Genomic DNA, 22,488 nt, shown 5'->3' on the forward strand with positions numbered 1-22,488 from the left:
CAAGACCTCGCTCATGTCCACTCCCTGCGCATGCGCTGCTCGGGCTCGCCGAACTCCGGCTGCGTGCGGGTGACTCCGTCGGCGTGCCAGCCCTTCGATTCGTAGAACCCGATCGACGGCGCATTCGCGGTGAACACCCACAGCGTCGCCGCCTCGGCCCCGGCATCCTGCAGCTCTGCGGTCGCCTGCGCCAGCAGCTCTCCGCCGATCCCCCCGCCGTGGGCGCGGGGCGAGACGTAGAGGGAGTGCACGGCGCCGTCGATCCGGCCGTCGTCTCCTGGCGTCGCGGCGTAGCGGGTGATCCCGACGATCCGGCCGTCCCGCTCGGCGACGAGCACGACGCCCACCGGATCCTCGAGCACTCGGCGCCACACCGCCTCGGCCCGCTCACGGGTCATCGCATCGATCGCCCCGTCGGGGAGCACACCCCGGTAGCTTTCGCGCCAGCACGCGAGGAACACCTCGAGCACCCCGGACAGGTCGTCCGGGGTGGCGGGGCGCACCTGCAGGCTCACGATGCCGCAGCCTCCGTGAGCGAGAGGGAGTCGATGGAGGCGACGGGCTCCGGCATCTGCAGCGGGCCGACGCCGGGCGTGATGGTGCCGAGGATGCGGGGCTCGCGCGCACCGGTGCCGCCGGGGACGATCGCGGGGACTCCGTGCATCGTGGACCAGCCGATCAGGGCAAGCAGGATCGCCTCCTTGCTGTCGGCCGCAGCCCCCAGCTCGTCGGCGAGCACGACCTCGGTCTCGGGCAGCGCGGCGCGCAGTCCGTCGAGGATCAGCGGATTGCGGCATCCGCCGCCCGACACGGCGAGGAACCCGATGCCGGCGGCCTCGACGTCACGAGCGACCGTGCGGACGGTGAGCTCGGTGAGGGTGCGCACGACGTCGGCGACCGCGATCTCGCGGCCCTGTGCGGCGAGGTGCTCGTGCACGTAGCCGAGGTGGAAGTGCTCCTTGCCGGTGCTCTTGGGCGGGGTGAGCGCGTAGTACGGGTCGTCGAGCAGCGCGGCGAGCAGCGCCTCGTCCACCTGTCCGGTGCGGGCGATCGCGGCATCGTCGTCGTAGCCGAGCGGGTTGAGGCCGTGCTCCACGATGACCGCGTCGACCAGCGCGTTCGCGGGGCCGATGTCGTAGGCGACCAGGCCGTCCTGGCGCACCACGGTCATGTTCGAGATGCCGCCCAGGTTGAGCGCCCCTGAGACTCCCGCGCGGGCGCGCAGGAGCAGCTCGTCGAGGAACGACACCAGCGGGGCACCGTGTCCCCCGACCGTGATGTCGCGGATGCGGATGTCGGACACGACGGGGGCGCCGACCTTCTCGGCGATCCAGGCGGGCTGCCCGATCTGCAGGGTGCCCAGGGCGTGCGCGCCGTCGACCCAGTGGTACACGGTCTGCCCGTGCGAGCACACCGCGTCGACACCGCCGACCTCGGCCGCGATGTCGGCGGCGACCTCGGCGAACGCCTGCCCGATGAGGGTGTCGAGCTCGGCCACCTCGGCGAGGGTCGTCTGCGCGGGCGGGAGCGCCGCGATCAGCCGCGCCCGCAGCTCGGGGGCGTAGGGCACGCTCGTCGCCGCGAGCACCCTGCCGTGCAGGTCCACGCCGTGGGCGGTGAAGCCGCCGCTGGTCGTGAAGTCGACGACGGCGGCGTCGATCCCGTCGTGCGAGGTGCCGGAGATCAGTCCGAGGACGCGCATCAGTTCTCCTCCAGTGCAGTGCGCAGCCGGCCATCGGCTGCGTCCAGTCGTGCGGTGGCCGCGGCGAGGTCCTCACCGCGGCGGATCATGACCGACGCGAGCTTCACGTCGTAGGCGGCGGTCTCCAGAGCAGCCACCGCCGTGTCGCGGTCGACATCCGCGATGGTCTGCACCATCCGGATCGCCCGCTCGCGCAGCTTGTGGTTGGTGGCCTTCACATCCACCATCAGGTTGCCGTAGGCCTTGCCGTTACGCACCATCGAGATGGTCGAGAACATGTTCAGCACCAGCTTCTGCGCGGTACCCGACTTGAGCCGGGTCGAACCCGACAGCACCTCGGGACCGACCTCGACCTCGATGCCGTGCTCCGCCGCCGCGCTGAGGGCGGTGCCGACGTTGCAGGAGAGGCCGATGCTGAGCGCTCCGAGTTCGCGCGCGCGGCGGACCGCCGCGATCACATACGGTGTGCGGCCGCTGGAGGCGATGCCGATCACGGTGTCGAGCGGGCCGATGCCGGCGGCGTCGATGGCCGCAGCCCCCGCCTCCGCGTCGTCCTCGGCGCCTTCGACCGGGCTGACGATCGCCCCGGGCCCTCCGGCCATGATCGCGAACACCAGCTCCGGCGGGGTGCTGAACGTGGGCGGGCATTCCGAGGCGTCGAGCACGCCGATACGGCCGGGGGTTCCTGCACCGACGTACACCAGACGTCCGCCCTGCGCCATGCGGGCGGCCGTGGCCTCGATCGCGGGGACGATCTGCCCGAGCGCGCGCTGCACGGCGGCCGGTACCGTGGCATCCGCCTCGTTCATCGTCTGCGCGAGTTCGGCCACGCTCATCAGGTCGAGCTCCGCGTAGCGGGGATCGCTGGCCTCCGTGGCGAGTCCGCCGAGGTCTTCCACCGTCATCGCTTTCCTCTGTTCCGGGGGTCGAGACTGTCGCGCAGGCCGTCGCCGAGCAGGTTCAGACCGACCACGAGGAGCACGACGATCACGCCGGGCGCGATCATGGTCCACGGGGCGATCGTGACGAGTGTGCGCGCCTCGAAGATCATCGACCCGAGCGAGGGCGCGGGCGGCGGGGTGCCGAGTCCGAGGAAGCTCAGCGAGGCCTCGGTGAGCACGGCCCAGGACAGCGAGAGCGTGACCTGCACGATGATGATCGACGTGATGTTGGGCAGCACATGGCGGAACATGGTCGCCATGCGGCTCTGACCGGTGCTCTTGGCCGCCTTGACGTACTCGACCTCGCGCAGCGACAGCACGGGGCCTCGGGTCACGCGGATGAAGATCGGCACGTAGACGATCGCGATGGCCACGGCGATGGTGAACCAGTTGCGCTCGAACACCGAGGCCAGCGACAGGGCGAGCAGCAGCGGCGGGAAGGCGAACAGGACGTTGGTGACCGCCGTGATCGCCCCGTCGGAGAAGCCGCGGTAGAAGCCGGCGATGAGTCCGCACACCGTGCCGACGACGGTGGCGAAGGCGACGGCGACGACCGAGATGAGCGCCGAGTTCGCGACTCCGGCGGCGACGCGGGAGAACACGTCGCGACCGAACTGATCGGTGCCGAACCAGTGCACGGCCGACGGCGGCTGCAGGCGGGACGGCGGGTCCTGGGCGAGCGGATCGAACGGCAGCAGCCCGAACGCCGAGACGAGGCTCAGCACCGCGAGCAGCACGACGATGATGAGGCCGGTGAGCCCGCTGCGGCTGCGCAACAAGAGGCGCACGCGCTCCATGGTGCGCCCGCCGCCGGGGGCGAGGGCCGAGGTCTGAGAGATGTCGGTCATGCGGCACGCACCCGAGGATCGATGACCCGGTACAGCAGGTCGGTGAGCAGGTTGACGATGACGAAGGCGAGCGCGATCACGAGGACGGTGCTCTGCACGAGTGCGTACTCCTTCTGCTGGATGCCCAGCAGCACCTGTCGTCCGATGCCGGGGAGCGAGAAGATCTGCTCCACCACCACGGCACCGCCGAGGAGGTAGCCGAACTGCAGGCCGGTCATCGTGACGATCGGCACGAGCGCGTTGCCGAGCACGTGGCGCACCTGCAGGCGGCGCGGCGGGACGCCCTTCGCCTTCGCGGTGCGGATGAAGTCGTTGGCGCGGATCTCGAGCACCGCGGTGCGGGTCGTGCGCATGATCGGTGCGGCGATGCCGAAGCCGAGCACGATCGACGGCAGCAGCATCTGCTGGAGGTTGAGCAGCGGGTCCTCGAAGAGCGTCGCGTAGGCCTGGCCATTGGGGTTGAAGCCGAACGACGAGGCGAGCACCGCCAGCAGAGCGGTGCCGAGCAGGAACGCCGGGATCGAGAGACCGGCGAGGCCGACCACCTGGCCGAAGCCGTCGCGGACCGAGTCGGGCTTGGAGGCCGAGAGCATGCCGAGCGGGATGCCGATGGCGAGGGCGATCACGATCGAGAAGATCGCGAGCTCGAACGTGACGGGGAGGGCGGCCGCGGTCAGCTCGAGCACGCTGGTCTGCGCCCGGGACGAGAAGCCGAGGTTGCCGGTGAAGATGTTGCCGAGCCACGAGAAGAACTGCACGAAGAGCGGCTGGTCCAGGCCGTAGTAGGCCTCGAGGGCCGCGCGCTGGGAGGGAGTGAGGGCGGCCGCCTCGGTGCCGAGGCCGGAGCTGATCTGGTCGCCGGGGATGGCGCGCAGCATCAGGAAGACGAAGATGGCGACGCCGAGGAGCGTGCCGAGGGCTGCGAGGATGCGTCGCAGCACGCTGTTGCGGAGGAGCTGTCTGAACATGCGCGTGTGGGGCTGCCTGTCGTCGGGGAGGGAGGGGGCGCGGGGTGGCCGCGCCCCCTCGATCCGCTACTTGATGGAGGTGGTCCGCAGGTACTGCAGCGAGCCGTTCACCATGGGGACGAAGCCGTCGACGGTCGATGCCGTCGCCGTGTAGGTGTAGCTCGTGAACAGCCAGATCCACGCGGCGTTGTCCTCGAGGTTCTCGGAGACCTGCGCGTAGATGTCCTTGCGCTTGTCCGGGTCGGCCGTCTGGCGCCCCTCGGCGAACAGCGCGTCGAGCTCGGGCGAGGAGTAGCCGGCGACCTTGTTCAGGTTTCCGGTGCTGGTGAAGTAGCGGCCGTACATGCCGTCGGGGTCGGGACGACCGCCGTTGAGCGCGACGGCGGCGTCGAAGTCGGCCGCGATCCAGCGGTCGACGAAGGCACCGGACTCGAGGACCTCGATGTCGAGCGTGATCTTCGCGTCGGCGAGCTGGGCCTTGAGGTTCTGCGCCTCGTTCACCGAGGTGGCGTACTCGCCCTGCGAGACGATCGTCTTGACGGTGACGCCGTCTTCCTTGCCCGCCTTCTTCAGGTAGTCGGCGGCCTTGTCGAGGTCGCGCTCCGGGCACGGACGCGCCTCGGGGTCGGACTTGTACGCGGGAGAGGTGATCGGGCCGGTGACCTCACCCTCGCCGAGGGCGGCGGTGTCGAGCACCTCCTGGCGGTCGATCGCGCACTGGATGGCGAGACGCACGTTGACATCGGCGAGGTCGCCGCGCGTGGCGTTCAGCTGCAGCGCGTGGTAGCTCAGCTGCGGGGTCGTGGCGACCTCGACGTTGGCGCCCTCGGCGGTCTGCGCGACCAGCGGGTCGTCGAACACCGCGAGCTGCACGTTGCCGGACTGCATCGCCGAGACGATCGACGACTCGTCGGGGATCACGCGGAACTCGACGGTGTCGAGCAGCGCGGCGTCGCCCCAGTAGTCCTCGTTCTTGGCGAGCGTGATCGACTGGCTCGCCTTGCGGCTGTCGAGGACGAACGGACCGGTGCCGTTCGGGGTGGTGTTGAGTGCCTCTTCGGTGTCGTCGGAGGACAGCATCGCCATGTTGATCACCGCGAGGTTGGCGGGAAGGGCGGCGTCGGGAGCGCTCAGCGTGAGGGTGACGGTCGTCTCGTCGGTGGCCTCGACCGCGGTGACGGAGGCGAGGGAGCTGCTCGCGACGGCGGCGGTGGCCTCGGCGGCGATGGCGTCGAGCGAGTACTTGACGTCTTCGGAGCCGAAGGTGCTGCCGTCGGCGAACGTGACGCCTTCACGCAGGCGGAAGGTCACGGTGAGGCCGTCTTCGGAGACGTCCCAGGACTCGGCGAGACCGGGGACGACGTTGAGATCCTCATCGAACTCGGTCAGCGTGCCGTACAGGTTCTGCAGCACGTTGACGGCCTGGAACTGCGTGGCCTTCCAGGGGAACAGGGTGTCCGGGTCGCTGGTGACGCCGATGACGAGGTCGCCGCCGGCCGCGCCCTCCGAGGAGCCGGAGGTGGATGCCGGTGCGGAACAACCGGTGATCACGAGCGCCAAAGCGGCGGCCGTGGCGGTGAGAGCGCCCAATGACGCTCGCCGTGCTGTGCTCATTGCAGATTCCTCCTGGCTGGGACGCGTCGCCGTGGCGTCGGGTCAGGCGCTGTTGCCTGCCGCCCCGTGAACGTCGTCGGTCTTGGTTGGTACCAAAAGTACACGAACGTCACTACAGATGTAACAGAAGTTCCTCTACTGTTATGAACAGCGATCGGAGACCGCCATGTCCAATGAAGCTGCCCGCGAAGAAGCCGGCGCACACCCCGTCCTCGTCCGCATGCGCGCGATCCGTCCCGAGCTGCGTCCGAGCGAGCAGCGCATCGCCGACCTCTTCCTCGCCGATCCCGCGGGTACCGCAGGACTCTCGGTCGCCGAGCTCGCGCAGCGCTGCGACACCTCGACCACCTCGGTCGTGCGGTTCTGCAAGCGGCTCGGCTACGAGCACGTGCGAGAGCTGCGCAACCACGTGCTGCGCGACGTGGAGCGGGAGACGTTCGACACCGCCGCACTCCCCGCCGTCTCCGGCGACATCGACCGCAACGACACGCTGGCCGACATCGTCGCCAAGGTCTCGCTCGCCGAGACGCTCTCCCTCGCCGACACCGCGAAGGTGCTCGACACCGAGTCCCTGCGCGCCTCGGTCGAAGCCATCACGTCCTCGACCAGGGTCGACATCTTCGGCGTCGGCGCGAGCTCCATCGTCGGGCTCGACCTGCAGCGCAAGCTCACCCGTATCGGCCGCACCGCGCTGGATTGGTCCGACCCGCACGCCGCCTGGACGTCGGCGGCGACGCTCGGCCCGGGCAACGTCGCGATCGCCGTGTCGCACAGCGGCGCCACCACCGACACCATCGAGTTCCTCCTGCTCGCCCGTCGGGCGGGCGCCACGACCATCGCGATCACGAACCACGCCGGGGCACCGCTGGCCGATCAAGCCGACATCGTGCTCACGACCGCCGCCCGCGAGACCGGCTTCCGCTCGGGCGCGCTCGGCAGCCGGATCGCGCAGCTGATGGTGGTCGACTGCATCTTCATCGGCGTCGCCCAGTCGAACTACGACCGCTCGATGGAGGCGCTGCGCGACACGTTCGCCGCCGTGCATCGCGTGCGGTCGGCCGGAGCGTGACGAACGCAGGGCGCGCGCGGGCAGGACTCTTCGCGGCGTTCGCGGGGCTCGGCGTCACGGCGGCCTTCGTCCCGGCGGTGCTCCCCTCCGCAGAGCGTGCGATCGGGGCCGATCTCAGCGCCGCGGTCCCCGCGCTCTTTGCGGGGCTGCTGGTGGGCGTGCTCGTCTCCGGACCGCTCCTCGTCCGCTTCCCACCGCAGACCGCGCTCATCCTCGGCAGCGCACTCCAGGCTGCCGCCGTCATCGCCGTTGCGGTCGCGGGCACTCCCGCGCTGTTCATCGCCGCGGCGTCCGTCGCCGGGTTCGGGTTTGGGCTGGTCGAGGCCTCGGGTTCGGTGGCGGCGAAGTCCGCGGCGGTCGGCAGTGCGACGGGGCTGCTCAGCGCGCTGCTCGGGACGGTCGCGGTCTGCGCCGCGGTCACGCCGCTCCTGGTCGCCGTCGCGTCCGATGCGCGTGCCGTGCTCGGCCTCCTCGCGGTGGTGCCCCTCATCACGGTCGTGATGCTCGCCGGCCCGACTCCTGCGGTCTCCGTCGCGGAGGCTCCCGCGCATCGCGACGTGCGGGGGCTGCTCGTGCTGCTGCCATTTGCAGTTTCGCTGCCGCTGTACGTCGGCGTCGAGACCGTGCTGTCCGGCTGGTCGGCCGTGATCCCGGAGCGCATCCTCGAGGTCGATCCCGCTCTCGCAGCTCTCGGAACCTCGGCGTTCTGGACGCTGATGGCCGTCGGCCGCTTCAGCGCGGCGGCGCTGCGCCGGGCGTCCGTGTCACCGATCGTGATCCTCCTCGCCGCGACGACCGGGGCCGCCGTCCTGATGGCGACGGCCGGGATGCTGGTGGGGTCCAAGCCGGTGTGGGCGCTGGTCGCGCTGGCCGCGGTGGTCGTGCTCCTCGCCCCGAGCTACGGACTCATACTGGGGCTCGCCCTCGACCGGCTGGATCCGGCTCGCAGCGCGGCAGTGACCGGAGCACTCGTGGCCTGCGGCGCGGTGGGCGGCACGTTCGTCCCCACGCTGATCCTGCTGGTGGGCCGCGACCCGGCCTCGAGCACGACCTTCTTCGTGTCGGCTGCGCTGTGCGCACTGGTGCCGGTGCTGGTGCTGGGAGCGGTTCGGAATCCCGGACCGGCGACCGCGGCGACCTGACCTCTTCTCCACACCTCGCACCATCCGCGACCTCTTCACAGATGCTGGAATACCGGCGCGCGCACCGGGAAGGGCGGCGTAACGTCGTCGATACACCTATCCGAGCAAGGAGTGCACGCGTGTCCACGGAGACCCTCGCGATCATCATCAGCGCCGTCGGTGTCGTGGTCACGCTCGGCACGAGCATGTTCGTCGGCGCCGCCTGGATGGTCCGCCGCATCGACGCCGTCGCCGCCGACGTCACCGACCTGAAGATCTCCGTCGCGCGACTCGACGGCCCGCCACGGCACTTGCTCACCGCAGAAGGGGGATGAGACGGTGACCACCGAGACCGCCACGATCGTCGTCAGCGCGATCGGCATCGTGCTCACCCTCGGCGCCAGTCTCTTCGCCGCCGGCGCCTGGATGATCCGCCGCATCGACGACCGCATCGACGCCGTCGACGAAAAGCTCAGCACCCGCATCGACGCCGTCGCCGCCGACGTCACCGACCTGAAGATCTCCGTCGCCCGACTCGAAGGCCCACCGCGGCACCTGCTCACAGCGAGTCGCTGAGCAGCGTTCCGGACGGTCCTACCGCAGCACGAGGGCGGCGGCGCCGATCAGCGGCCCCTCGTCGCCCAGCCCCGAGCGCACGACGCGGGTGCGGCGCGAGTATTCGTGCACCGCGCTCGCGGTGAGCGCCTGCTGCACGAGATCGATGTAGTCGGCAGACACGCGTGAGAACCCGCCCCCGATGGCCACGACATCGAGGTCGACGAGCGTCGCAGCATCCGCGAGAGCCTCGCCCACGGCGCGGGCCGAGCGCTCGATCGCCGCTCGCGCGAGGGGGTCGCCGGCAGCCGAATCACGCGCGAGATCCTCACCCGTCGCCCCGGTCCATCCTTGCTGCTGCGCCCAGGCGGCGCTCGCGGGACCCGAGGCGATCTCCTCAAGGGTCATCCCGCCCTCACGGCGCACTTGCCCGAGGTGTCCGGCGTTGCCCGTCGCACCGGGGATGTATGCGCCGTTCGCGACGAAGCCGCCGCCGACACCGGTCGAGACGACGATCGACAGTGAGGCACCGGCGCCCTGGGTCGCCCCGAGCCAGGATTCGGCGAGGGCGAGCGCTCCGCCGTCGTGTCCGAGGATGGTGCGCACATCTCGCCCCACGACCGTGGATGCTGCCGCGTGAACCGCCTCAGCGAGCGCGAAGCCGCGTGCGAGTGGCATGTTGACGGGCATGATCGTGCCGAGGGTCCGATCGACGGGGCCGGCGCTGCCCGCACCCGCACCGACGAGCTCAGCATCCGCGGGCAGCGCGGCGAGCGCGTGCTCGACGATCGCGACGACGGCGGCGTTCAACGACTCGAACGTGGCGTCCCGACCGGTCGCCTGCCGGCTGCGGCTGCCCGTGACGAGCACGCCGTCCTCCGCGACGAGCGCGGCCTCCATCTTGGTGCCGCCGACGTCGACGGCCAGCGCGTAGCGCGTCACTGCGGGTCGAGTCCGAGGTCGTCGAGGTCGAAGGCGGCGCGCCACTCGAGTCCCTCGGCTTCGATGGCGGCCTGCGCCCCCGTCTTGCGGTCGACGATCACGGCGACGGCGACGATCTCGGCGCCTTCCTTGCGCAGCGCCTCGACGGCCTTGAGCGCCGACTGTCCGGTGGTCGAGGTGTCTTCGAGCACGACGACCCGCTTGCCCTTGACGTCGGCGCCTTCGATCTGACGGCCGCGGCCGTGGTCCTTCGGCTCCTTGCGCACGACGAACGCGTCGAGCGGGCGCTCGGTGGCGACCGAGGCATGCAGCACGGAGTTCGCGATCGGGTCGGCCCCGAGCGTGAGACCGCCGACGGCCACGACGTCGAGGTCGCCGATCAGATCGAGCATGATGCGGCCGATGGCGGGGGCCGCCCGATGGTCGAGCGTGAGCTTGCGCATGTCGACGTAGTACGTCGCCTTCTTGCCGCTCGAGAGGGTGAAGTCACCGTGGAACACCGCCTCGTCCTTGATCAGGTCGAGGAGGGTCTGGCGGTCTGCGTCGAGTGCGGTCACGGCATCCAGTGTAGGAGGTGGGCTCTAGGCTGGACGCATGCGCTTGGCCACCTGGAACGTCAACTCCATCCGCACCCGCGTCACCCGCACCGTCGAGTTCGCCGTCCGTGAAGACATCGACGTGCTGGCGATGCAGGAGATCAAGTGCAAGCCCGAGCAGTTCCCTTACGCGCCGTTCGAAGAGGCCGGGTACCACGTCGAGGTGCACGGGCTGAATCAGTGGAACGGTGTCGCCATCGCGAGCCGCCTGCCCATCACCGATGTGCGCACCGCGTTCGACGGGATGCCGGGGTTCGCGAAGGGGCATGAGGGTCCGGATGCTCCGCTCGAGGCGCGCGCGCTCGGCGTGATGGTCGACGGGGTACGGGTGTGGAGCCTGTACGTGCCGAACGGCCGTTCGCTCGACGACCCGCACTACCTCTACAAGCTGCACTGGCTGGAGCAGCTGAAGAGGTCGACGGCGGCCGAGCTCTCGGCCAACCCCGACCTTCCGCTCGCCCTGGTGGGCGACTTCAACATCATCCCGTTCGACCACGACAACGGGGATCCCGACATCGTGGTCGGCCGCTCGACGCATGTCTCGCAGCCCGAACGCGATGCGTTCTTCGCGTTCGCCGATGCCGGAGTCACCGACGTGGTGCGCCCGCTGCTTCCGGAGGGCTTCACCTACTGGGACTACCAGCGCCTGAAGTTCCCGCGCAACGAGGGCATCCGCATCGACTTCGTGCTGGGCTCGCGCACGCTGGCTGAAGCCGTCACCGGCGCCTCGATCCACCGGAACGAGCGCAAGGGCGAGCAGCCCAGCGATCATGTTCCTGTGGTGGTCGACCTCGACGGTCACCGTCTAGGAACAGGCGGCGCCGCTGACGATGACGACGACCTTCCGATGATCTTCTCCTGACGGCCGCTCCTGTGACCGTGCGGCTGATCGCCACCGACCTCGACGGCACGCTGCTCGACTCCTCTTCCACTGTCACGCCGCGCACGCGGGTGGCGCTCGATGCGGCCCGCGATCGCGGCATCCACGTCGTCCCGGTGACCGCGCGCCAGCCCATCGGGCTGCGTGCCATCGCCGGCGATGCGGGGTTCGACGGGTGGGCGCTCTGCAGCAACGGTGCCTACGCCGTGCGTCTGGATAACGGACGGATGCTGTTCGCCGAGGAACTTCCGCCCGACACGATCCGCGCCCTGGTCGAGGCGCTGCGCGCCAGCATCCCGGGCCTGCTGTTCGCGAGCGTGCGCGAGGGCGGTGAGACCTTCGTGGCGCAGGACGGCTACGCCGAGATCGCCCAACTCTCCGACCACAAGCGCGACCCCCGCACGATGGGCGGGGTGCCATTGGAGCAGGTGCTCGCGGCACCGAGTCTGAAGCTCGTCATCCGGCATCCGGAACTCGCCCCTGCCGCGCTCTTCGACACGCTGCGCAGCCTCGGGCTGACCGGGTTCGAGGCGACGCTGTCCGGAGCTCCGTTCGTCGAGGTGATGGCCGAGGGCGTCACGAAGGCCACCGGGCTCGCCCGCCTCTGCGACCACCTCGGCATCGGCCGCCCCGACGTGGTCGCCTTCGGCGATGCGCTCAACGACGTCGAGATGCTGCGCTGGGCAGGGCGCGGCGTCGCCATGGCCCATGCGGAACCCGTGGTTCAGGCCGCGGCCGACGAGACGACCGCCTCGAACGATGACGACGGCGTCGCGCAGGTGATCGAGCGACTGCTCGGCTGACGCGGCACGCTCAGGTCACAGCGAGCAGACGATCCTCGGTTCGCCGCCGACCCATGATCATCATCAGGCTCGCGAGACTCATCACCGCAGCGGACACGGCGATCGCCGTGGCGTATGCCGCCTCCCGGGATCCCGCGGGCCCGAGGGACGCGAACACCTGCGAGACGACAGCGGTCGCGAGCAGGGAGCAGACCGCGAGGATCGGCGCGGTGAGGGCCGACACCCGCCCCATCGCTCCCATCGGCACCTTCGCTTGGAGGATCGGCCCCTGGCACACGATGTACAGAGAGAACAGGAGCCCGGCTAGACCCATCGTGATCGCCGCGGGCACGAATGCGCGCAGGAATGAGTATCCGATGTACGTCAGTCCGAGCGAGATCAGCGCGACGGGGAAGAGTCGCTCGGGCGTGAAACGAGACACGATCGACGGCGCGAATACAGCACCAATCAGACCACCGACCGAGAACATCCCCGATACCACCCCGTACTCCGCGGGCGAGAGCCCCATCGTCTCCAGAGCGAAGAGGGCGAGGGACACGTTGTTGGTTCCGAGCGACAGCCCGTACGCCCCCATGCCCACGATGAGAAGACGGATTCCCGGATCCCGCCAGGCGATGGACAGCCCGTCCCGCAGCGACCGCCAGTAGCCGACATCTTCGTTGCGGGTGAAAGCGGCGCGGATCGGCACCGCCCGGACGAGAACGGTCGACACCAGCAGGCAGACTGTGGAGAGTGTGAGCGCGAGAACCGGCCCGCTGACCGCGTACACCACCGGGCCCGAGACCGTCGCGAGGATTCCTACGCCCATACTGGCGAACATCGATCGGCCGGCAGCGTCGGCCCGGCGATCCTGCGGGATCACAATCTGCATCATCGAGTTTCGGCCCGGGTCGAAGAACTGCGAACTGATGCTGGCCGCGAGTTGTGCGACGACGAGCGTGATCACGATCACTTGGTCGGGAAGCGAAACCGCGATGCCCACGACGATCAGGTAGATAGCGGCGCGCGTGAGGTCGCTGCTGATCATCACCCGCTTCGCGTTCCAGCGGTCGACCCACACGCCCGCGAACGGCGCGAGGATCAACCGGGGAACAGCGACCGCGGCGACCATCAGCGCGATGAGCTGGGGGGTGGAGGCCTCACCGGCTCCGAGATCGGTGACGATCCAGACCGTCGCCGTGGCCGCGACACAGTACTCCGCGAACGACGACAGTGCCTGGGCCGCCCAAAGCAGAGCGAACGACCGACTGATGAAGAAGCGTCGAAGGAGGTCACCGCCTCCCCGTCGGCGACGTTTCATCAGGTAGGTTCCGAGAGTCGTATCGCATAGATCGGGGATATATCCTCTGACAACCTAAAGAGCGCGGAGGCACTGCTCTCGTGGATTGCTGGAGTCATTCGCGCAACCAAATTATGATGCTGACCTTCGAGAAGCAGCGCGTGTCCAATCCGCCCCACTTTCACGAGGGCGTTGGCGTACGCTGCGTTCACATCCTGCCCTGAGGACTGGACGGCTCGCCAGTCCAGGCATAACAGAACGTAGATGCCTGCGCCTTGCGCCCATTCTTGCCCTTGAAGCATGCGCGACATCAGGTGAGAATTGTCTTTGGTCATGATTTGGCGTAGGGAACGAGGCTCGTTCTCGACCACCCACGCTGCGTCGGCCCAGGCTTCGACATTGTCCGTAACAACACATGCAACGATGTCCCTCTCGTCCGAGAGCGCTTGATACATGCATCTCAAAACGGCACTGAACTGGGCCCGAGAAATTGGCCCTGCCTTCGTTCGAGTCAAGCTCTTGCGTGCTATCGACTTCGAATAGGTAAATCCCGAGACGATCTTGTCCGCCAGGTAGTCGTGGCTAACAAACTCACCAGGGCAGCTATTTCCAGCGGCGCCTAGAAAGTGGTAGGGGCGCGCCCAGCCCACTTCACTCCAGAAAGGCGGCACGGAGCGCACCCCAGTTGCATCGATGACTTCCATTACTCCCACCCCTCTAGAAGCCCACGAATAAGCACGGGCACCTCGTCCTTCCCCAGACCGATGTGAGTCGTGAAATCGAAGTCAATTGCCACGCCCGATCTGTATCGCCAGTTGCAGAAGTTGGCGATAGCCTCCAGTTGTGCTTCTGCATGTCCGGCGTCTACGAGAATCGCGCGAAAGCTCCGCGGGTCCCGATACCGAAACATCGCCCTACGCACGACGGACGCGACTGCAATTCCAATAATCCAATCGGCGTCCGACACCGGAGCTTTGGAGAGGGGCGCCGAACTGACTCGCTGTAACTCGCCACGTCGGGTGTTGAAGTGCCATATGCCCGTCGAAAGAACGGGAGACGCGTGAACCTCTAAGAACAGCTCCGACGGGTGTCGCGAGCCGCCCGATGGCACTGATTTTTTCACAAGCTCAACCTGGTGATACCCCGTCATCGGATCGTGGTAGGTGGCCTGATGGCGGCGAACGCCGAAGGAGCCTGAGATCATCGCGCTCAACCGACACCTGGCTGAGTTCCGAAGTTCGTCGATGGTTAAATCCGCAGCGTCCTCAAGCTGATAGGTTTCGTCGTGCGGCAGCTCGAGATACACCGAAGGATAAGAGTCGCTTGCGACATACCCGGCCATAATCTGCGCGTCTTTAATACGAGCCTCCATTCCTTCCGACATATCGAGGAAGGGATGGTCCGATGTCGCGATACAATATCCCGCCTTTGGAATATCCAACTCGTTTTCTACTTTATGACCCCCGTAGCGAAGAGCAATATTCTGCAACCACTCAGTCTTCTTCCGATTGTCCGCGGGAATAGGTTCGCCCGTGATATCGATGGAGTCCACTGATGTTGAAAACTCTAATTTTATGGCGCCATCCCCATGAAGATACGCCATCACCGAAGTGTTATCCATGTGCTTTCTCTCGGAATTGCCAGGACGCGCCAATTTGCACGTCCTGGCAATGTTCCGGGTCACGCTCAGATGTGAACGGGCTTCGGAGCGGCGAGGGGTGCATCGACAATGAATCGCGTGGCGAGGTTGCAGCTACTCTCCTGCAGAAGTGCGATACGAACGGTCGTTTCCATGTTTCTTCCTAAATCGTGTTCCGCGCACTCAATCAAGGCGCATGTCGAAGCTAACACCGATTATCGCGAGTGTCCGATATACTAATGCCCGCTAAGTTGCTACCGCCTAACTTCATTCCGATATGCCGGGCGTCACGAAGGCCACGGGGCTCGCCCGCCTGTGCGAGCACCTCGGCATCGGCCGCGCCGACGTGGTCGCCTTCGGCGATGCGCTCAACGACGTCGAGATGCTGCGCTGGGCAGGGCGCGGCGTCGCCATGGCCCATGCGGAACCCGTGGTTCAGGCCGCGGCCGACGAGACGACCGCCTCGAACGATGACGACGGCGTCGCGCAGGTGATCGAGCGACTGCTCGGCTGACGCCTTCGCCTCAGCTCTCCGCGCGGCGTCGATGCACGAGCAGTCCACCCATCACGGCCAGGAGGAAACCGATCGCGATGACCGCGGTCGGGGTCTCTGCTCCGGTGTTCGCCAGCCCGTCGCCCGGAGCTGCGGCGCCGCCGGTCTGACCGCCGCTTCCGGTGCCTGGGCCCGCAGCCGCGGCCACGGTCAGCGCAGCGCTGGCGACCACAGTGGAGCCCGACAGCGCGACCAAGGTGTGCGCGCCGACAGGCGCAGTCGCCGGAATACGCAGCGTCCCCTGGAGCACGCCGTCAGCGTCGGCCGTCAGCACTCCGAGCGCGATCGGGTCGGAACGCAGCTCGAAGGCGATGGTCGCGCCCGGCGTGAACCCGGTGCCCGAGACCGTGATGTCCTTGCCCGCGCGGATCGATCCCGTGGACAGGGACAGCGTGGGCGTCGGTTGTGGCTCCGCGCACTCCTCAGCAATGTCCAAATCGATGCCGCCTGCGGTTTCGCCGGCACGGAGCGTGAACGTCTCGGCATCGCCGAGGGCGGAGACGCCACCGTAGTACTGGGTGCAGTAACCGGCGGCCTCGACACGCACCGTGTACGTTCCCGCGGGCAGCGAACCCCCGGGAGCCGAACCATCCGGCCCCTCACGGAAGGTGTAGGCGCCGGAGCTGTCGACAGAGGCGACCTCGTGCCACGTCCCGGCGCGCTGAAGCAGCACGGTGACCCGCGCATCAGAGAATGCAGACCCGTCCGCAGTCGAGATGGTGCCGGCGATGTTGCCACCGAGCGCGAGATCGAAATCGACTCCGGCTCGATCAGAGGATGTGGTGAGAGTGATCGGCGTGGCCTGCGAAGCCAGCGCGACACCGTCGAAGTACTGCGGTGCATAGATCGGGTCGTAGACCTGAGCCCGCGCGCGGAGCGTGTAGGAACCGACCGGGAGGGAGATCTCATACGAGCCGTCCGGCCGGGTGTAAGCCATTCCTGCCGGCTTGCCGCCCTGGAAAGCCTCGACGAGGGCATCACCCGATGGAGTCCCCGCCGTCTCGACCACACCGGAGATCACGCCGTAGGAGTCGAGCACGCCATCGACCCCGGTAACGATCTGCCCCTGCGCGACGTCGACCGCAGTGGCATCCTCCACGCGAAGCGCATCGTCCCAGTACTCGGCGATACCTCGACCGCCACTGGGGGTGAACACCACCTCATACTTTCCCGGAGGTACGGTGAGTACGTAGCTGCCGTTCGGTGCGATGTCCGCCTGCACTGTGGTGGACGTGCGGGGGTCGTGAGCCTGCACCCATCCCGGCACCGGCGAACCGTCCACCGCGAGAACCACCTCTCCGCTGATCGTGCCCGCTTCGGCGAGGAACGCATCGATCGCCGCGCTCGCCTCACCCGATGCCACCGTCACGGGCGCCGCCATGCTGACGTCGTACGCGTCGTCCCAGTACTCGTTCGAGAAGGTCGCGTCGTCCGGAGCGAAACTCACGATGTAGTCGCCGCCGCGCAGACCCGGAATCCGGTAGACACCGTCGCTGTCAGTCGCGACCGACGCGGTGCTCGAACCGTCCGGTGTGCTGGCCCGCACCGTGACGCTCTCGAGCGGTTCGCCGTCGCTCTGCCGCATCACGCGACCGGAGATCGAGCCGCCCAGGTCGAGCGCCGCGTCGATACCCTCGACACCCTCACTCTCGGTGAGGGTGACCCGCTGCGCGCTCTCCCGGTCGGCGGCGTCGTTCCAGTACTCGGAGACGAGATCGGTCCCGTCGGTCTCGAACCGCACGGTGTACTCGCCCGCCGGCAGGCCTTCCATCCGGTACTCGCCGTTCTCGTCGGTCACCGCGAATCCGGACTCCGTGAAGTCTTCGTTGCTGGCGTGGACCGAGATGAACGGTACGGGCGCTCCGTCGGCGGAGGTGACCACCGTGCCCGTGATGGCGGCGGTCGGTTCTGCCGCGACCGCCGCGGTCGCACCGCCCCAGGCGAGCGTGAGCGCCGCCATTCCGCCGAGTACAGCCTTGATCGTCGCGCGTCGTCGCGTCATCGTCCCACCCCGTGAAGGAGTCCGCCCGCGCAACGATCGCGCTGCCGCGGCGGCCTCGAATTCCGTGCCGATCATGCGGCAACGTCCAGCTCGAATCTAGGGGGTAGCAGCGTGGAAAGGGAATAGTCGATTTACTCGATCAACCCCTCCGTGCGCTCACCCGAATGTCCCGACCTCCGGCACGCGATCGGTGCGCCCGTAGTGGAGGAACGTCACGCCGGCCTCGTCTGTGGCCGGCGGCCGCAACAGGCGCAGCACCGACGGCAGTGCCCCGTCGTCGAAGACCTTCTTGCCCGCGCCGAGCAGGATCGGATAGACCCAGAGGTTCAGCTCGTCGAAGAGGCCCTCGGCGAGAAGGGTGTGCACGAAGTCGATGCTGCCGATCACGTGCACCTCGCGGTGTGCCGTCCGCATCGCGGCGACCTCGGCGGCGAGGTCATCCCCGACCCGGGTGCTGCCCTGCCAGTCGAGCGCGAGATCTGCATCCCTCGTCGCCACGTACTTCGGGACGCGGTCGAACAACCGGCCGATATGGCCGTCGGGACCATCGGTGTGGTGCGGCCAATATGAGGCGAAGATGTCGTAGGTGCGACGGCCGAGCAGCAGGGCGTCGAGGCCCCGCATCCCGTTGTCGACCTCCTCCCCCATTCCGGGCGAGGGGTACCCCGCCTGCCAGCCGCTGAAGCGGAATCCGCCGGACGTGTCTTCGCCCACTCCGCCCGGCCCCTGCGCGACGCCGTCGAGGGTCATGAAGAGGTCGATCAGGATGCGCCCCTCTGCCGCATCCTGCAGGTCATCAGTGCTCATGTCATGCTCCCTACTGTCATCCGTGCGATGTGGAAGGTGGCCGCGAATCCATCCAGCCGCGACTCCTCGCCGCGGACGACCGCGACGATGTCCTGCGCGAGCGCCTCGTCCGGCGTGATCTCCCCGCCGATCAGTCGCCGGATGCCGGGACCAGCGACGATCACCGCGTCCGGCTCCCCCTCGGGCAGCCGTCCGCCGACGGGTGGCGCCGGGGGCGCGAGCTGCGCGACCCGGAGTTCGCCGTCACGCACCGAGGCACGCAGGGCGACGTCGCCGACGTGCAGCTCGTACTCGGCATCCGTCGCCGCATCCGCCTGGAACGCCGTGCGCAATGCCATGGTGAGCGAGTCCGGGGTGACCACGTCGCCCTCCTCGGGGTCGCCCATCGCCTGGAAGCCCCACCGGCCGAGCGCGAGCATGATCGGCTCGAACGATCGGCCGTAGGGGGTCAGCTCGTAGACGAGGCCGCAGTTCAGCAGGGGCACGCGGCGGACCACCCCGCCCTCCTGCAGCTCCTTCAGACGCGTGGAGAGGATGTTGGTGGGAATGCGCGGCAGGCCCTGCTTGAGGTCGGTGTATCGCCGCGGCCCGACGAGCAGATCGCGGACGATGAGAAGACTCCACCGTTCGCCGATCAGCTCGACGGCCGTCGTCACACCGCAGTACTGGCCATAGCTGCGCGCCGCCATGTCAGGCCGAGGCCGCGTGGTCGGCCACGTGATCCGGACCGTTCTCGACCGCCTCGGGGGTCATGTAGAGGAAGCCGAGGGAGTTGCCGTCGGGGTCATCGAGGTCGCGCGAGTACATGAAGCCGTAGTCCTGCACGGGCTTCGGCTCGACGCCGCCGGCGGCCAGGCCCTTCGCGAGGATCGCGTCGACCTCTTCGACGATACTTGCAAATAACAACCATGCTTGTCAATAGCAAGTTGTGCGCCTGCCGAGCCCTCCGATCCACCGCGCGGGGGATGCCACGATTCAGCCGTCGCCCTACGGTGGAGGGATGCCTGCCACTGCGTTCACCCGCACGCCGACCGAGCGACAACGACGATCCGATGTCATCCTCGCCGCCGTCATGTTCGTCGGCGCGGTGCTGAGCGCAGGACTGTCCTCGATCGCCGAGATCTACGGTGACGAGCAAGCCCCGCTGTGGTGGGCCCTGGTGTACGCCGTCGTCGCCACCGCTCCCCTGGCATTCCGCCGCCGCTGGCCGGGCACGGCCGCCGTGATCGTGGCCGTGGCCTACTTCACGGCCGTCACGATCCGCGTTCCGGAGATCTACGTCGGCAACATCGTGATGTTCCTCACGCTATACACGGTGGGCGCCTGGATGAACGACCGGCGTCGCGCGATGCTCGTGCGGGTCGGGATCATCGTCGGCATGTTCGTGTGGCTGATCATCACGATGTACCGCGACGCGATCAGCGAGGCGGACAAGGCCGACGTCGCCGCCGGCGCCATGTCGCCCTACGTGGCCTTCATGCTCATCCAGCTGCTGCTGAACGTGTTGTACTTCGGCGGCGCGTACTACTTCGGCGAGCGCTCCTGGGCGGCGGCCGAGCAGTTGGCCGTGCTCGAGCAGCGCACGACCGAGCTCGAGCGTGAGCGCGAGGTCACCGCGGCCCAGGCCGTCGCTCTCGACCGGGTGCGCATCGCGCGCGAGCTGCATGACGTCGTCGCGCATCACGTCTCGGTCATGGGGGTGCAGGCGGGCGCCGCGCGTCTGGTGCTCGAACGCGATCCCGCGCAGTCGGCGCGCATCCTCACCGGCATCGAGGATTCGGCGCGCGACGCGATCCACGAACTGCGTCAGCTGCTGGAGACCCTGCGCACGCCCGGCGGCGAGACGACGGATGCGGCGTCCACCCTCGCGCTGGACGACATCGCCGAGCTCGTCGAGGCATCCACCGAGGCCGGGCTGCCGACCGAGTACGCGGTGATCGGGGAGCCGGTGCCGGTGCCGTCGCTCGTCGCCGTGAACCTGTACCGGATCGCCCAGGAGTCGCTGACGAACGCCCGTCGTCACGCCGGCAGCGGGGCCACCGCCGACGTCCGCGTGCGCTACGAGGACGACGGTGTGGAGGTCGAGATCGTGAACACCGGACGAGCGGTCACCCACTTACGTCCGGGGCTCGGCCAGCTGGGCATGCGGGAGCGGGCCGCCGCATCCGGGGGCACGCTCGAGGTCGCGCCGCGGCCGCTCGGCGGGATGCGGGTGCGCGCCCGAGTGCCGCTGCCCACGGCGACCGGATCGAGCGTGCGATGAGCGACCCGATCCGCGTGCTGCTGGTCGACGACCACGCGTTGCTGCGCGCCGGCTTCCGCACCATCCTCGACACCCAGCCCGACATCACGGTGGTCGGCGAGGCTTCGTCGGGGGCAGAGGCCGTGGCGCAGGCATCCGCTCTGCGTCCCGACGTGATCACGATGGACGTGCAGATGCCCGACATGGACGGCATCGAGGCGACCCGTCGCATCGTCGCCGATCCCGCGGTCGAGGCCGCCATCGCGATCGTCACGACCTTCGACAGGGACGACTACCTGTACCAGGCGCTGGATGCCGGGGCCAGTGGTTTCCTGCTCAAGAACGCCGGCGCCGAGGACCTGATCGCCGCGGTGCGCGCTCTGGCCGCCGGCGACGGGATGCTCGCGCCCGAGGTGACCCGCCGGGTGCTCGCACGGTTCGCCGCGACCCCCGCACCCTCACCGGCACCGGCGGCCGTCTCGATCGAGAGCGCCGCGATCCCGAGGGTCACGCTCGCCGAGCCGCTCACCGACCGCGAGGCCGAGGTGTTGACGCTGCTCGCCGATGCGCGCAGCAATGCCGAGATCGCGCGGGCGCTGTTCATCGGCGAGGCCACGGTCAAGACGCACGTCTCCCGCATCCTGCAGAAGCTCGGCGCCCGCGATCGCGTGCAGGCCGTGGTGCTCGCACACCGCATGGGTCTCGCGTAGGCGCCCCGACGCGCCTGCGCGATAGCCTCGGAGCCATGCCCGAATCGCCCTCCCTGTCGCGCCCGATCCTGGCGGGGGTGGTGACGGCGCTGGTCGGATTCACGAGCTCATTCGCGGTCGTGCTGACCGGGCTCGATGCGGTCGGGGCGGATGCGGCGCAGGCGGCCAGCGGGCTCCTCGCGGCCAGCCTCACCATGGGCCTGGCGTGCGTCGTGCTCGCCTGGCGGTACCGGATGCCGATCACCGTCGCGTGGTCGACCCCCGGCGCCGCCCTCCTCGTCGCGACCGGGACCGTCGAGGGAGGGTGGCCGGCGGCGGTCGGGGCGTTCCTCGTCACCGCCGCACTGATCCTGCTCACGGCGCTCTGGCCCGCGCTCGGCGCCCTGATCGCCCGCATCCCGCCATCGATCGCGCAGGCGATGCTCGCCGGTGTGCTGCTGCCGCTGTGTCTGGCGCCGATCACGGGCATCGTCGAGAATCCGTGGGGCGTGGTGCCGGTCGTGCTCACCTGGCTGGTGTTCGCGCGCCTCGCGCCGCGGTGGGCGGTTCCCCTCGCGTTCGTCGCGGCCGCCGTGGTGGTCGCCGTCTCACTCATCGCCGAAGGGGCTCCGTTCGACCCCGCCATGCTCGTGCCCCGACTCGAGTTCACCGCGCCGACGTTCACGGTCGGCGCGCTCGTGGGCCTAGCGCTGCCGCTGTTCATCGTGACGATGGCCTCGCAGAACGTGCCGGGCATCGCGATCATGCGCAGTTTCGGGTACGAGGTGCCGTGGCGTCCGGCCATGCTGGTGACGGGTGTCGGCACGGCTCTCGGCGCGACGGCCGGAGGCCATGCCATCAACCTCGCCGCGATCAGCGCCGCCCTGGCCGCATCACCGGACGCCGACCCCGACCCGAAGCGGCGGTGGGTGGCGGGCGTCTCGACCGGGGTGTCATACCTCGTGCTCGGCGCGTTCTCCGCCGCCTTCGCCGCACTCGTGGTGCTCGCGCCCGCCGCCGTGATCCCCGCGGTCGCCGGTCTCGCGCTGTTCGCCGCGTTCGGGTCTGCCGTGCAGCAGGCCATCGACGATCCGGGCGAGCGCATCCCCGCGGTCGTGACCTTCCTGGTCGCGGCATCCGGCATCTCGGTGCTCGGGGTCAGTGCCGCGTTCTGGGCACTCGTCGCCGGGCTCGTCGTCCGCACGGTCCTGCACACCCGCCGCCCCTGACCCTCCTCC

The 22,488-nt window shown here is 68.7% G+C and carries 25 protein-coding genes; 10 read left to right on the plus strand and 15 right to left on the minus strand.

The genetic code is table 11. The features are described from left to right. Positions 1–11 precede the first annotated feature (11 nt). The 6 genes from ACWGO6_RS06760 to ACWGO6_RS06785 form a co-directional block, all read right to left on the minus strand. Positions 12–515, minus strand: a complete 504-nt coding sequence (locus ACWGO6_RS06760) for an N-acetyltransferase family protein (RefSeq protein WP_452326253.1) — start codon at positions 513–515, stop codon at positions 12–14. After that, positions 512–1,702: an anhydro-N-acetylmuramic acid kinase gene (locus tag ACWGO6_RS06765; protein ID WP_452326254.1), complete on the minus strand. Its 1,191-nt coding sequence runs from the start codon at positions 1,700–1,702 to the stop codon at positions 512–514. Before ACWGO6_RS06765 ends, ACWGO6_RS06760 begins: the two co-directional genes overlap by 4 nt. Then, a complete protein-coding gene (gene murQ, locus ACWGO6_RS06770; RefSeq protein ID WP_452326255.1) occupies positions 1,702–2,607 on the minus strand; it encodes an N-acetylmuramic acid 6-phosphate etherase in 906 nt (301 codons plus the stop codon). Before murQ ends, ACWGO6_RS06765 begins: the two co-directional genes overlap by 1 nt. Beyond that, positions 2,604–3,491, minus strand: a complete 888-nt coding sequence (locus ACWGO6_RS06775; RefSeq protein WP_029261265.1) for an ABC transporter permease — start codon at positions 3,489–3,491, stop codon at positions 2,604–2,606. Before ACWGO6_RS06775 ends, murQ begins: the two co-directional genes overlap by 4 nt. Further along, positions 3,488–4,459 carry an ABC transporter permease gene (locus ACWGO6_RS06780; protein WP_091031746.1) on the minus strand — a complete coding sequence of 324 codons (972 nt, stop codon included), beginning with the start codon at positions 4,457–4,459 and terminating at the stop codon, positions 3,488–3,490. Before ACWGO6_RS06780 ends, ACWGO6_RS06775 begins: the two co-directional genes overlap by 4 nt. 66 nt (positions 4,460–4,525) lie before the next feature. Beyond that, positions 4,526–6,073 (minus strand): ABC transporter substrate-binding protein, encoded by a 1,548-nt coding sequence (locus tag ACWGO6_RS06785; protein ID WP_136041220.1) that lies wholly within the window; start codon positions 6,071–6,073, stop codon positions 4,526–4,528. A gap of 166 nt (positions 6,074–6,239) precedes the next feature. Between ACWGO6_RS06785 and ACWGO6_RS06790 the strand changes: the two genes are divergently transcribed. The 4 genes from ACWGO6_RS06790 to ACWGO6_RS06805 all read left to right on the plus strand — a co-directional run bounded on the left by ACWGO6_RS06790 (position 6,240) and on the right by ACWGO6_RS06805 (position 8,839). Continuing rightward, entirely contained in the window at positions 6,240–7,142 is a 903-nt protein-coding gene (locus ACWGO6_RS06790) for a MurR/RpiR family transcriptional regulator (RefSeq protein WP_136041219.1), read from the plus strand. Beyond that, entirely contained in the window at positions 7,139–8,284 is a 1,146-nt protein-coding gene (locus ACWGO6_RS06795) for an MFS transporter (RefSeq protein ID WP_452326256.1), read from the plus strand. The genes ACWGO6_RS06790 and ACWGO6_RS06795 overlap by 4 nt, the downstream gene beginning before the upstream one ends. 119 nt (positions 8,285–8,403) lie before the next feature. Continuing rightward, on the plus strand, positions 8,404–8,598 hold the full coding sequence (locus tag ACWGO6_RS06800) for a hypothetical protein (protein ID WP_136041217.1): 195 nt from the start codon (positions 8,404–8,406) through the stop codon (positions 8,596–8,598). A 4-nt stretch (positions 8,599–8,602) separates the two neighbouring features. After that, on the plus strand, positions 8,603–8,839 hold the full coding sequence (locus ACWGO6_RS06805) for a hypothetical protein (protein WP_136041216.1): 237 nt from the start codon (positions 8,603–8,605) through the stop codon (positions 8,837–8,839). Between the two features lie 18 nt (positions 8,840–8,857). On the opposite strand, the gene ACWGO6_RS06810 is transcribed toward ACWGO6_RS06805, so the two are convergent. Together ACWGO6_RS06810 and pyrE are read right to left on the minus strand one after the other, a co-directional pair. Then, positions 8,858–9,760 carry an ROK family protein gene (locus ACWGO6_RS06810; RefSeq protein WP_136041215.1) on the minus strand — a complete coding sequence of 301 codons (903 nt, stop codon included), beginning with the start codon at positions 9,758–9,760 and terminating at the stop codon, positions 8,858–8,860. Further along, positions 9,757–10,317: an orotate phosphoribosyltransferase gene (gene pyrE, locus ACWGO6_RS06815; RefSeq protein WP_091227717.1), complete on the minus strand. Its 561-nt coding sequence runs from the start codon at positions 10,315–10,317 to the stop codon at positions 9,757–9,759. The genes ACWGO6_RS06810 and pyrE overlap by 4 nt, the downstream gene beginning before the upstream one ends. Before the next feature lie 37 nt (positions 10,318–10,354). Between pyrE and ACWGO6_RS06820 the strand changes: the two genes are divergently transcribed. Together ACWGO6_RS06820 and ACWGO6_RS06825 are read left to right on the plus strand one after the other, a co-directional pair. Continuing rightward, on the plus strand, positions 10,355–11,218 hold the full coding sequence (locus ACWGO6_RS06820) for an exodeoxyribonuclease III (RefSeq protein WP_136041214.1): 864 nt from the start codon (positions 10,355–10,357) through the stop codon (positions 11,216–11,218). An 11-nt stretch (positions 11,219–11,229) separates the two neighbouring features. Then, positions 11,230–12,039, plus strand: coding sequence for a Cof-type HAD-IIB family hydrolase (locus ACWGO6_RS06825; protein ID WP_452326257.1), 810 nt, complete (start codon positions 11,230–11,232; stop codon positions 12,037–12,039). A 10-nt stretch (positions 12,040–12,049) separates the two neighbouring features. On the opposite strand, the gene ACWGO6_RS06830 is transcribed toward ACWGO6_RS06825, so the two are convergent. The 3 genes from ACWGO6_RS06830 to ACWGO6_RS06840 are packed head-to-tail and all read right to left on the minus strand — an operon-like array spanning position 12,050 to position 14,939. After that, the gene (locus tag ACWGO6_RS06830) at positions 12,050–13,339 is read right to left on the minus strand and encodes an MFS transporter (RefSeq protein WP_136040537.1); all 1,290 of its coding nucleotides are present in this window, start codon (positions 13,337–13,339) and stop codon (positions 12,050–12,052) included. Then, entirely contained in the window at positions 13,339–14,022 is a 684-nt protein-coding gene (locus ACWGO6_RS06835; protein ID WP_136040538.1) for a hypothetical protein, read from the minus strand. Before ACWGO6_RS06835 ends, ACWGO6_RS06830 begins: the two co-directional genes overlap by 1 nt. Continuing rightward, positions 14,022–14,939: a nitroreductase family protein gene (locus ACWGO6_RS06840; RefSeq protein WP_136040539.1), complete on the minus strand. Its 918-nt coding sequence runs from the start codon at positions 14,937–14,939 to the stop codon at positions 14,022–14,024. The genes ACWGO6_RS06835 and ACWGO6_RS06840 overlap by 1 nt, the downstream gene beginning before the upstream one ends. A gap of 295 nt (positions 14,940–15,234) precedes the next feature. Here ACWGO6_RS06840 and ACWGO6_RS06845 point away from each other — a divergent pair, with 295 nt between their 5' ends. Next, a complete protein-coding gene (locus ACWGO6_RS06845; RefSeq protein ID WP_452326258.1) occupies positions 15,235–15,471 on the plus strand; it encodes an HAD family hydrolase in 237 nt (78 codons plus the stop codon). Positions 15,472–15,481: 10 nt separating this feature from the next. Here ACWGO6_RS06845 and ACWGO6_RS06850 read toward each other — a convergent pair whose 3' ends face one another. From ACWGO6_RS06850 to ACWGO6_RS06865, 4 genes are all read right to left on the minus strand, one after another. After that, positions 15,482–17,512, minus strand: coding sequence for a carboxypeptidase regulatory-like domain-containing protein (locus tag ACWGO6_RS06850; RefSeq protein ID WP_452326259.1), 2,031 nt, complete (start codon positions 17,510–17,512; stop codon positions 15,482–15,484). A gap of 156 nt (positions 17,513–17,668) precedes the next feature. Further along, positions 17,669–18,319, minus strand: a complete 651-nt coding sequence (locus tag ACWGO6_RS06855; protein ID WP_136040888.1) for a dihydrofolate reductase family protein — start codon at positions 18,317–18,319, stop codon at positions 17,669–17,671. Further along, a complete protein-coding gene (locus ACWGO6_RS06860; RefSeq protein ID WP_136040887.1) occupies positions 18,316–19,008 on the minus strand; it encodes a winged helix-turn-helix transcriptional regulator in 693 nt (230 codons plus the stop codon). The genes ACWGO6_RS06855 and ACWGO6_RS06860 overlap by 4 nt, the downstream gene beginning before the upstream one ends. A gap of 1 nt (position 19,009) precedes the next feature. After that, positions 19,010–19,225, minus strand: coding sequence for a VOC family protein (locus ACWGO6_RS06865; RefSeq protein ID WP_452326260.1), 216 nt, complete (start codon positions 19,223–19,225; stop codon positions 19,010–19,012). A 94-nt stretch (positions 19,226–19,319) separates the two neighbouring features. Here ACWGO6_RS06865 and ACWGO6_RS06870 point away from each other — a divergent pair, with 94 nt between their 5' ends. From ACWGO6_RS06870 to ACWGO6_RS06880, 3 genes are read left to right on the plus strand one after another with little or no spacing between them, the layout of a single operon-like run. Next, positions 19,320–20,582 (plus strand): sensor histidine kinase, encoded by a 1,263-nt coding sequence (locus tag ACWGO6_RS06870; RefSeq protein ID WP_136040886.1) that lies wholly within the window; start codon positions 19,320–19,322, stop codon positions 20,580–20,582. Beyond that, entirely contained in the window at positions 20,579–21,271 is a 693-nt protein-coding gene (locus ACWGO6_RS06875; protein WP_452326261.1) for a response regulator, read from the plus strand. Before ACWGO6_RS06870 ends, ACWGO6_RS06875 begins: the two co-directional genes overlap by 4 nt. Positions 21,272–21,306: 35 nt before the next feature. Further along, positions 21,307–22,479 (plus strand): benzoate/H(+) symporter BenE family transporter, encoded by a 1,173-nt coding sequence (locus ACWGO6_RS06880; RefSeq protein WP_452326262.1) that lies wholly within the window; start codon positions 21,307–21,309, stop codon positions 22,477–22,479. Positions 22,480–22,488 lie beyond the last annotated feature (9 nt).

It is taken from the genome of Microbacterium sp. NPDC055665, assembly GCF_053618035.1.

Coding starts and splice junctions, on each gene's coding strand:
- ACWGO6_RS06835 (WP_136040538.1), bottom strand. CDS start 14,022: ATGGAAGTCATCGATGCAACTGGGGTGCGCTCCGTGCCGCCTTTCTGG.
- ACWGO6_RS06855 (WP_136040888.1), bottom strand. CDS start 18,319: ATGAGCACTGATGACCTGCAGGATGCGGCAGAGGGGCGCATCCTGATC.
- ACWGO6_RS06850 (WP_452326259.1), bottom strand. CDS start 17,512: ATGACGCGACGACGCGCGACGATCAAGGCTGTACTCGGCGGAATGGCG.
- murQ (WP_452326255.1), bottom strand. CDS start 2,607: ATGACGGTGGAAGACCTCGGCGGACTCGCCACGGAGGCCAGCGATCCC.
- ACWGO6_RS06790 (WP_136041219.1), top strand. CDS start 6,240: ATGTCCAATGAAGCTGCCCGCGAAGAAGCCGGCGCACACCCCGTCCTC.
- ACWGO6_RS06775 (WP_029261265.1), bottom strand. CDS start 3,491: ATGACCGACATCTCTCAGACCTCGGCCCTCGCCCCCGGCGGCGGGCGC.
- ACWGO6_RS06780 (WP_091031746.1), bottom strand. CDS start 4,459: ATGTTCAGACAGCTCCTCCGCAACAGCGTGCTGCGACGCATCCTCGCA.
- ACWGO6_RS06765 (WP_452326254.1), bottom strand. CDS start 1,702: ATGCGCGTCCTCGGACTGATCTCCGGCACCTCGCACGACGGGATCGAC.
- ACWGO6_RS06870 (WP_136040886.1), top strand. CDS start 19,320: ATGCCTGCCACTGCGTTCACCCGCACGCCGACCGAGCGACAACGACGA.
- ACWGO6_RS06880 (WP_452326262.1), top strand. CDS start 21,307: ATGCCCGAATCGCCCTCCCTGTCGCGCCCGATCCTGGCGGGGGTGGTG.
- ACWGO6_RS06830 (WP_136040537.1), bottom strand. CDS start 13,339: ATGAAACGTCGCCGACGGGGAGGCGGTGACCTCCTTCGACGCTTCTTC.
- ACWGO6_RS06785 (WP_136041220.1), bottom strand. CDS start 6,073: ATGAGCACAGCACGGCGAGCGTCATTGGGCGCTCTCACCGCCACGGCC.
- ACWGO6_RS06845 (WP_452326258.1), top strand. CDS start 15,235: ATGCCGGGCGTCACGAAGGCCACGGGGCTCGCCCGCCTGTGCGAGCAC.
- ACWGO6_RS06875 (WP_452326261.1), top strand. CDS start 20,579: ATGAGCGACCCGATCCGCGTGCTGCTGGTCGACGACCACGCGTTGCTG.
- ACWGO6_RS06860 (WP_136040887.1), bottom strand. CDS start 19,008: ATGGCGGCGCGCAGCTATGGCCAGTACTGCGGTGTGACGACGGCCGTC.
- ACWGO6_RS06820 (WP_136041214.1), top strand. CDS start 10,355: ATGCGCTTGGCCACCTGGAACGTCAACTCCATCCGCACCCGCGTCACC.
- ACWGO6_RS06840 (WP_136040539.1), bottom strand. CDS start 14,939: ATGGATAACACTTCGGTGATGGCGTATCTTCATGGGGATGGCGCCATA.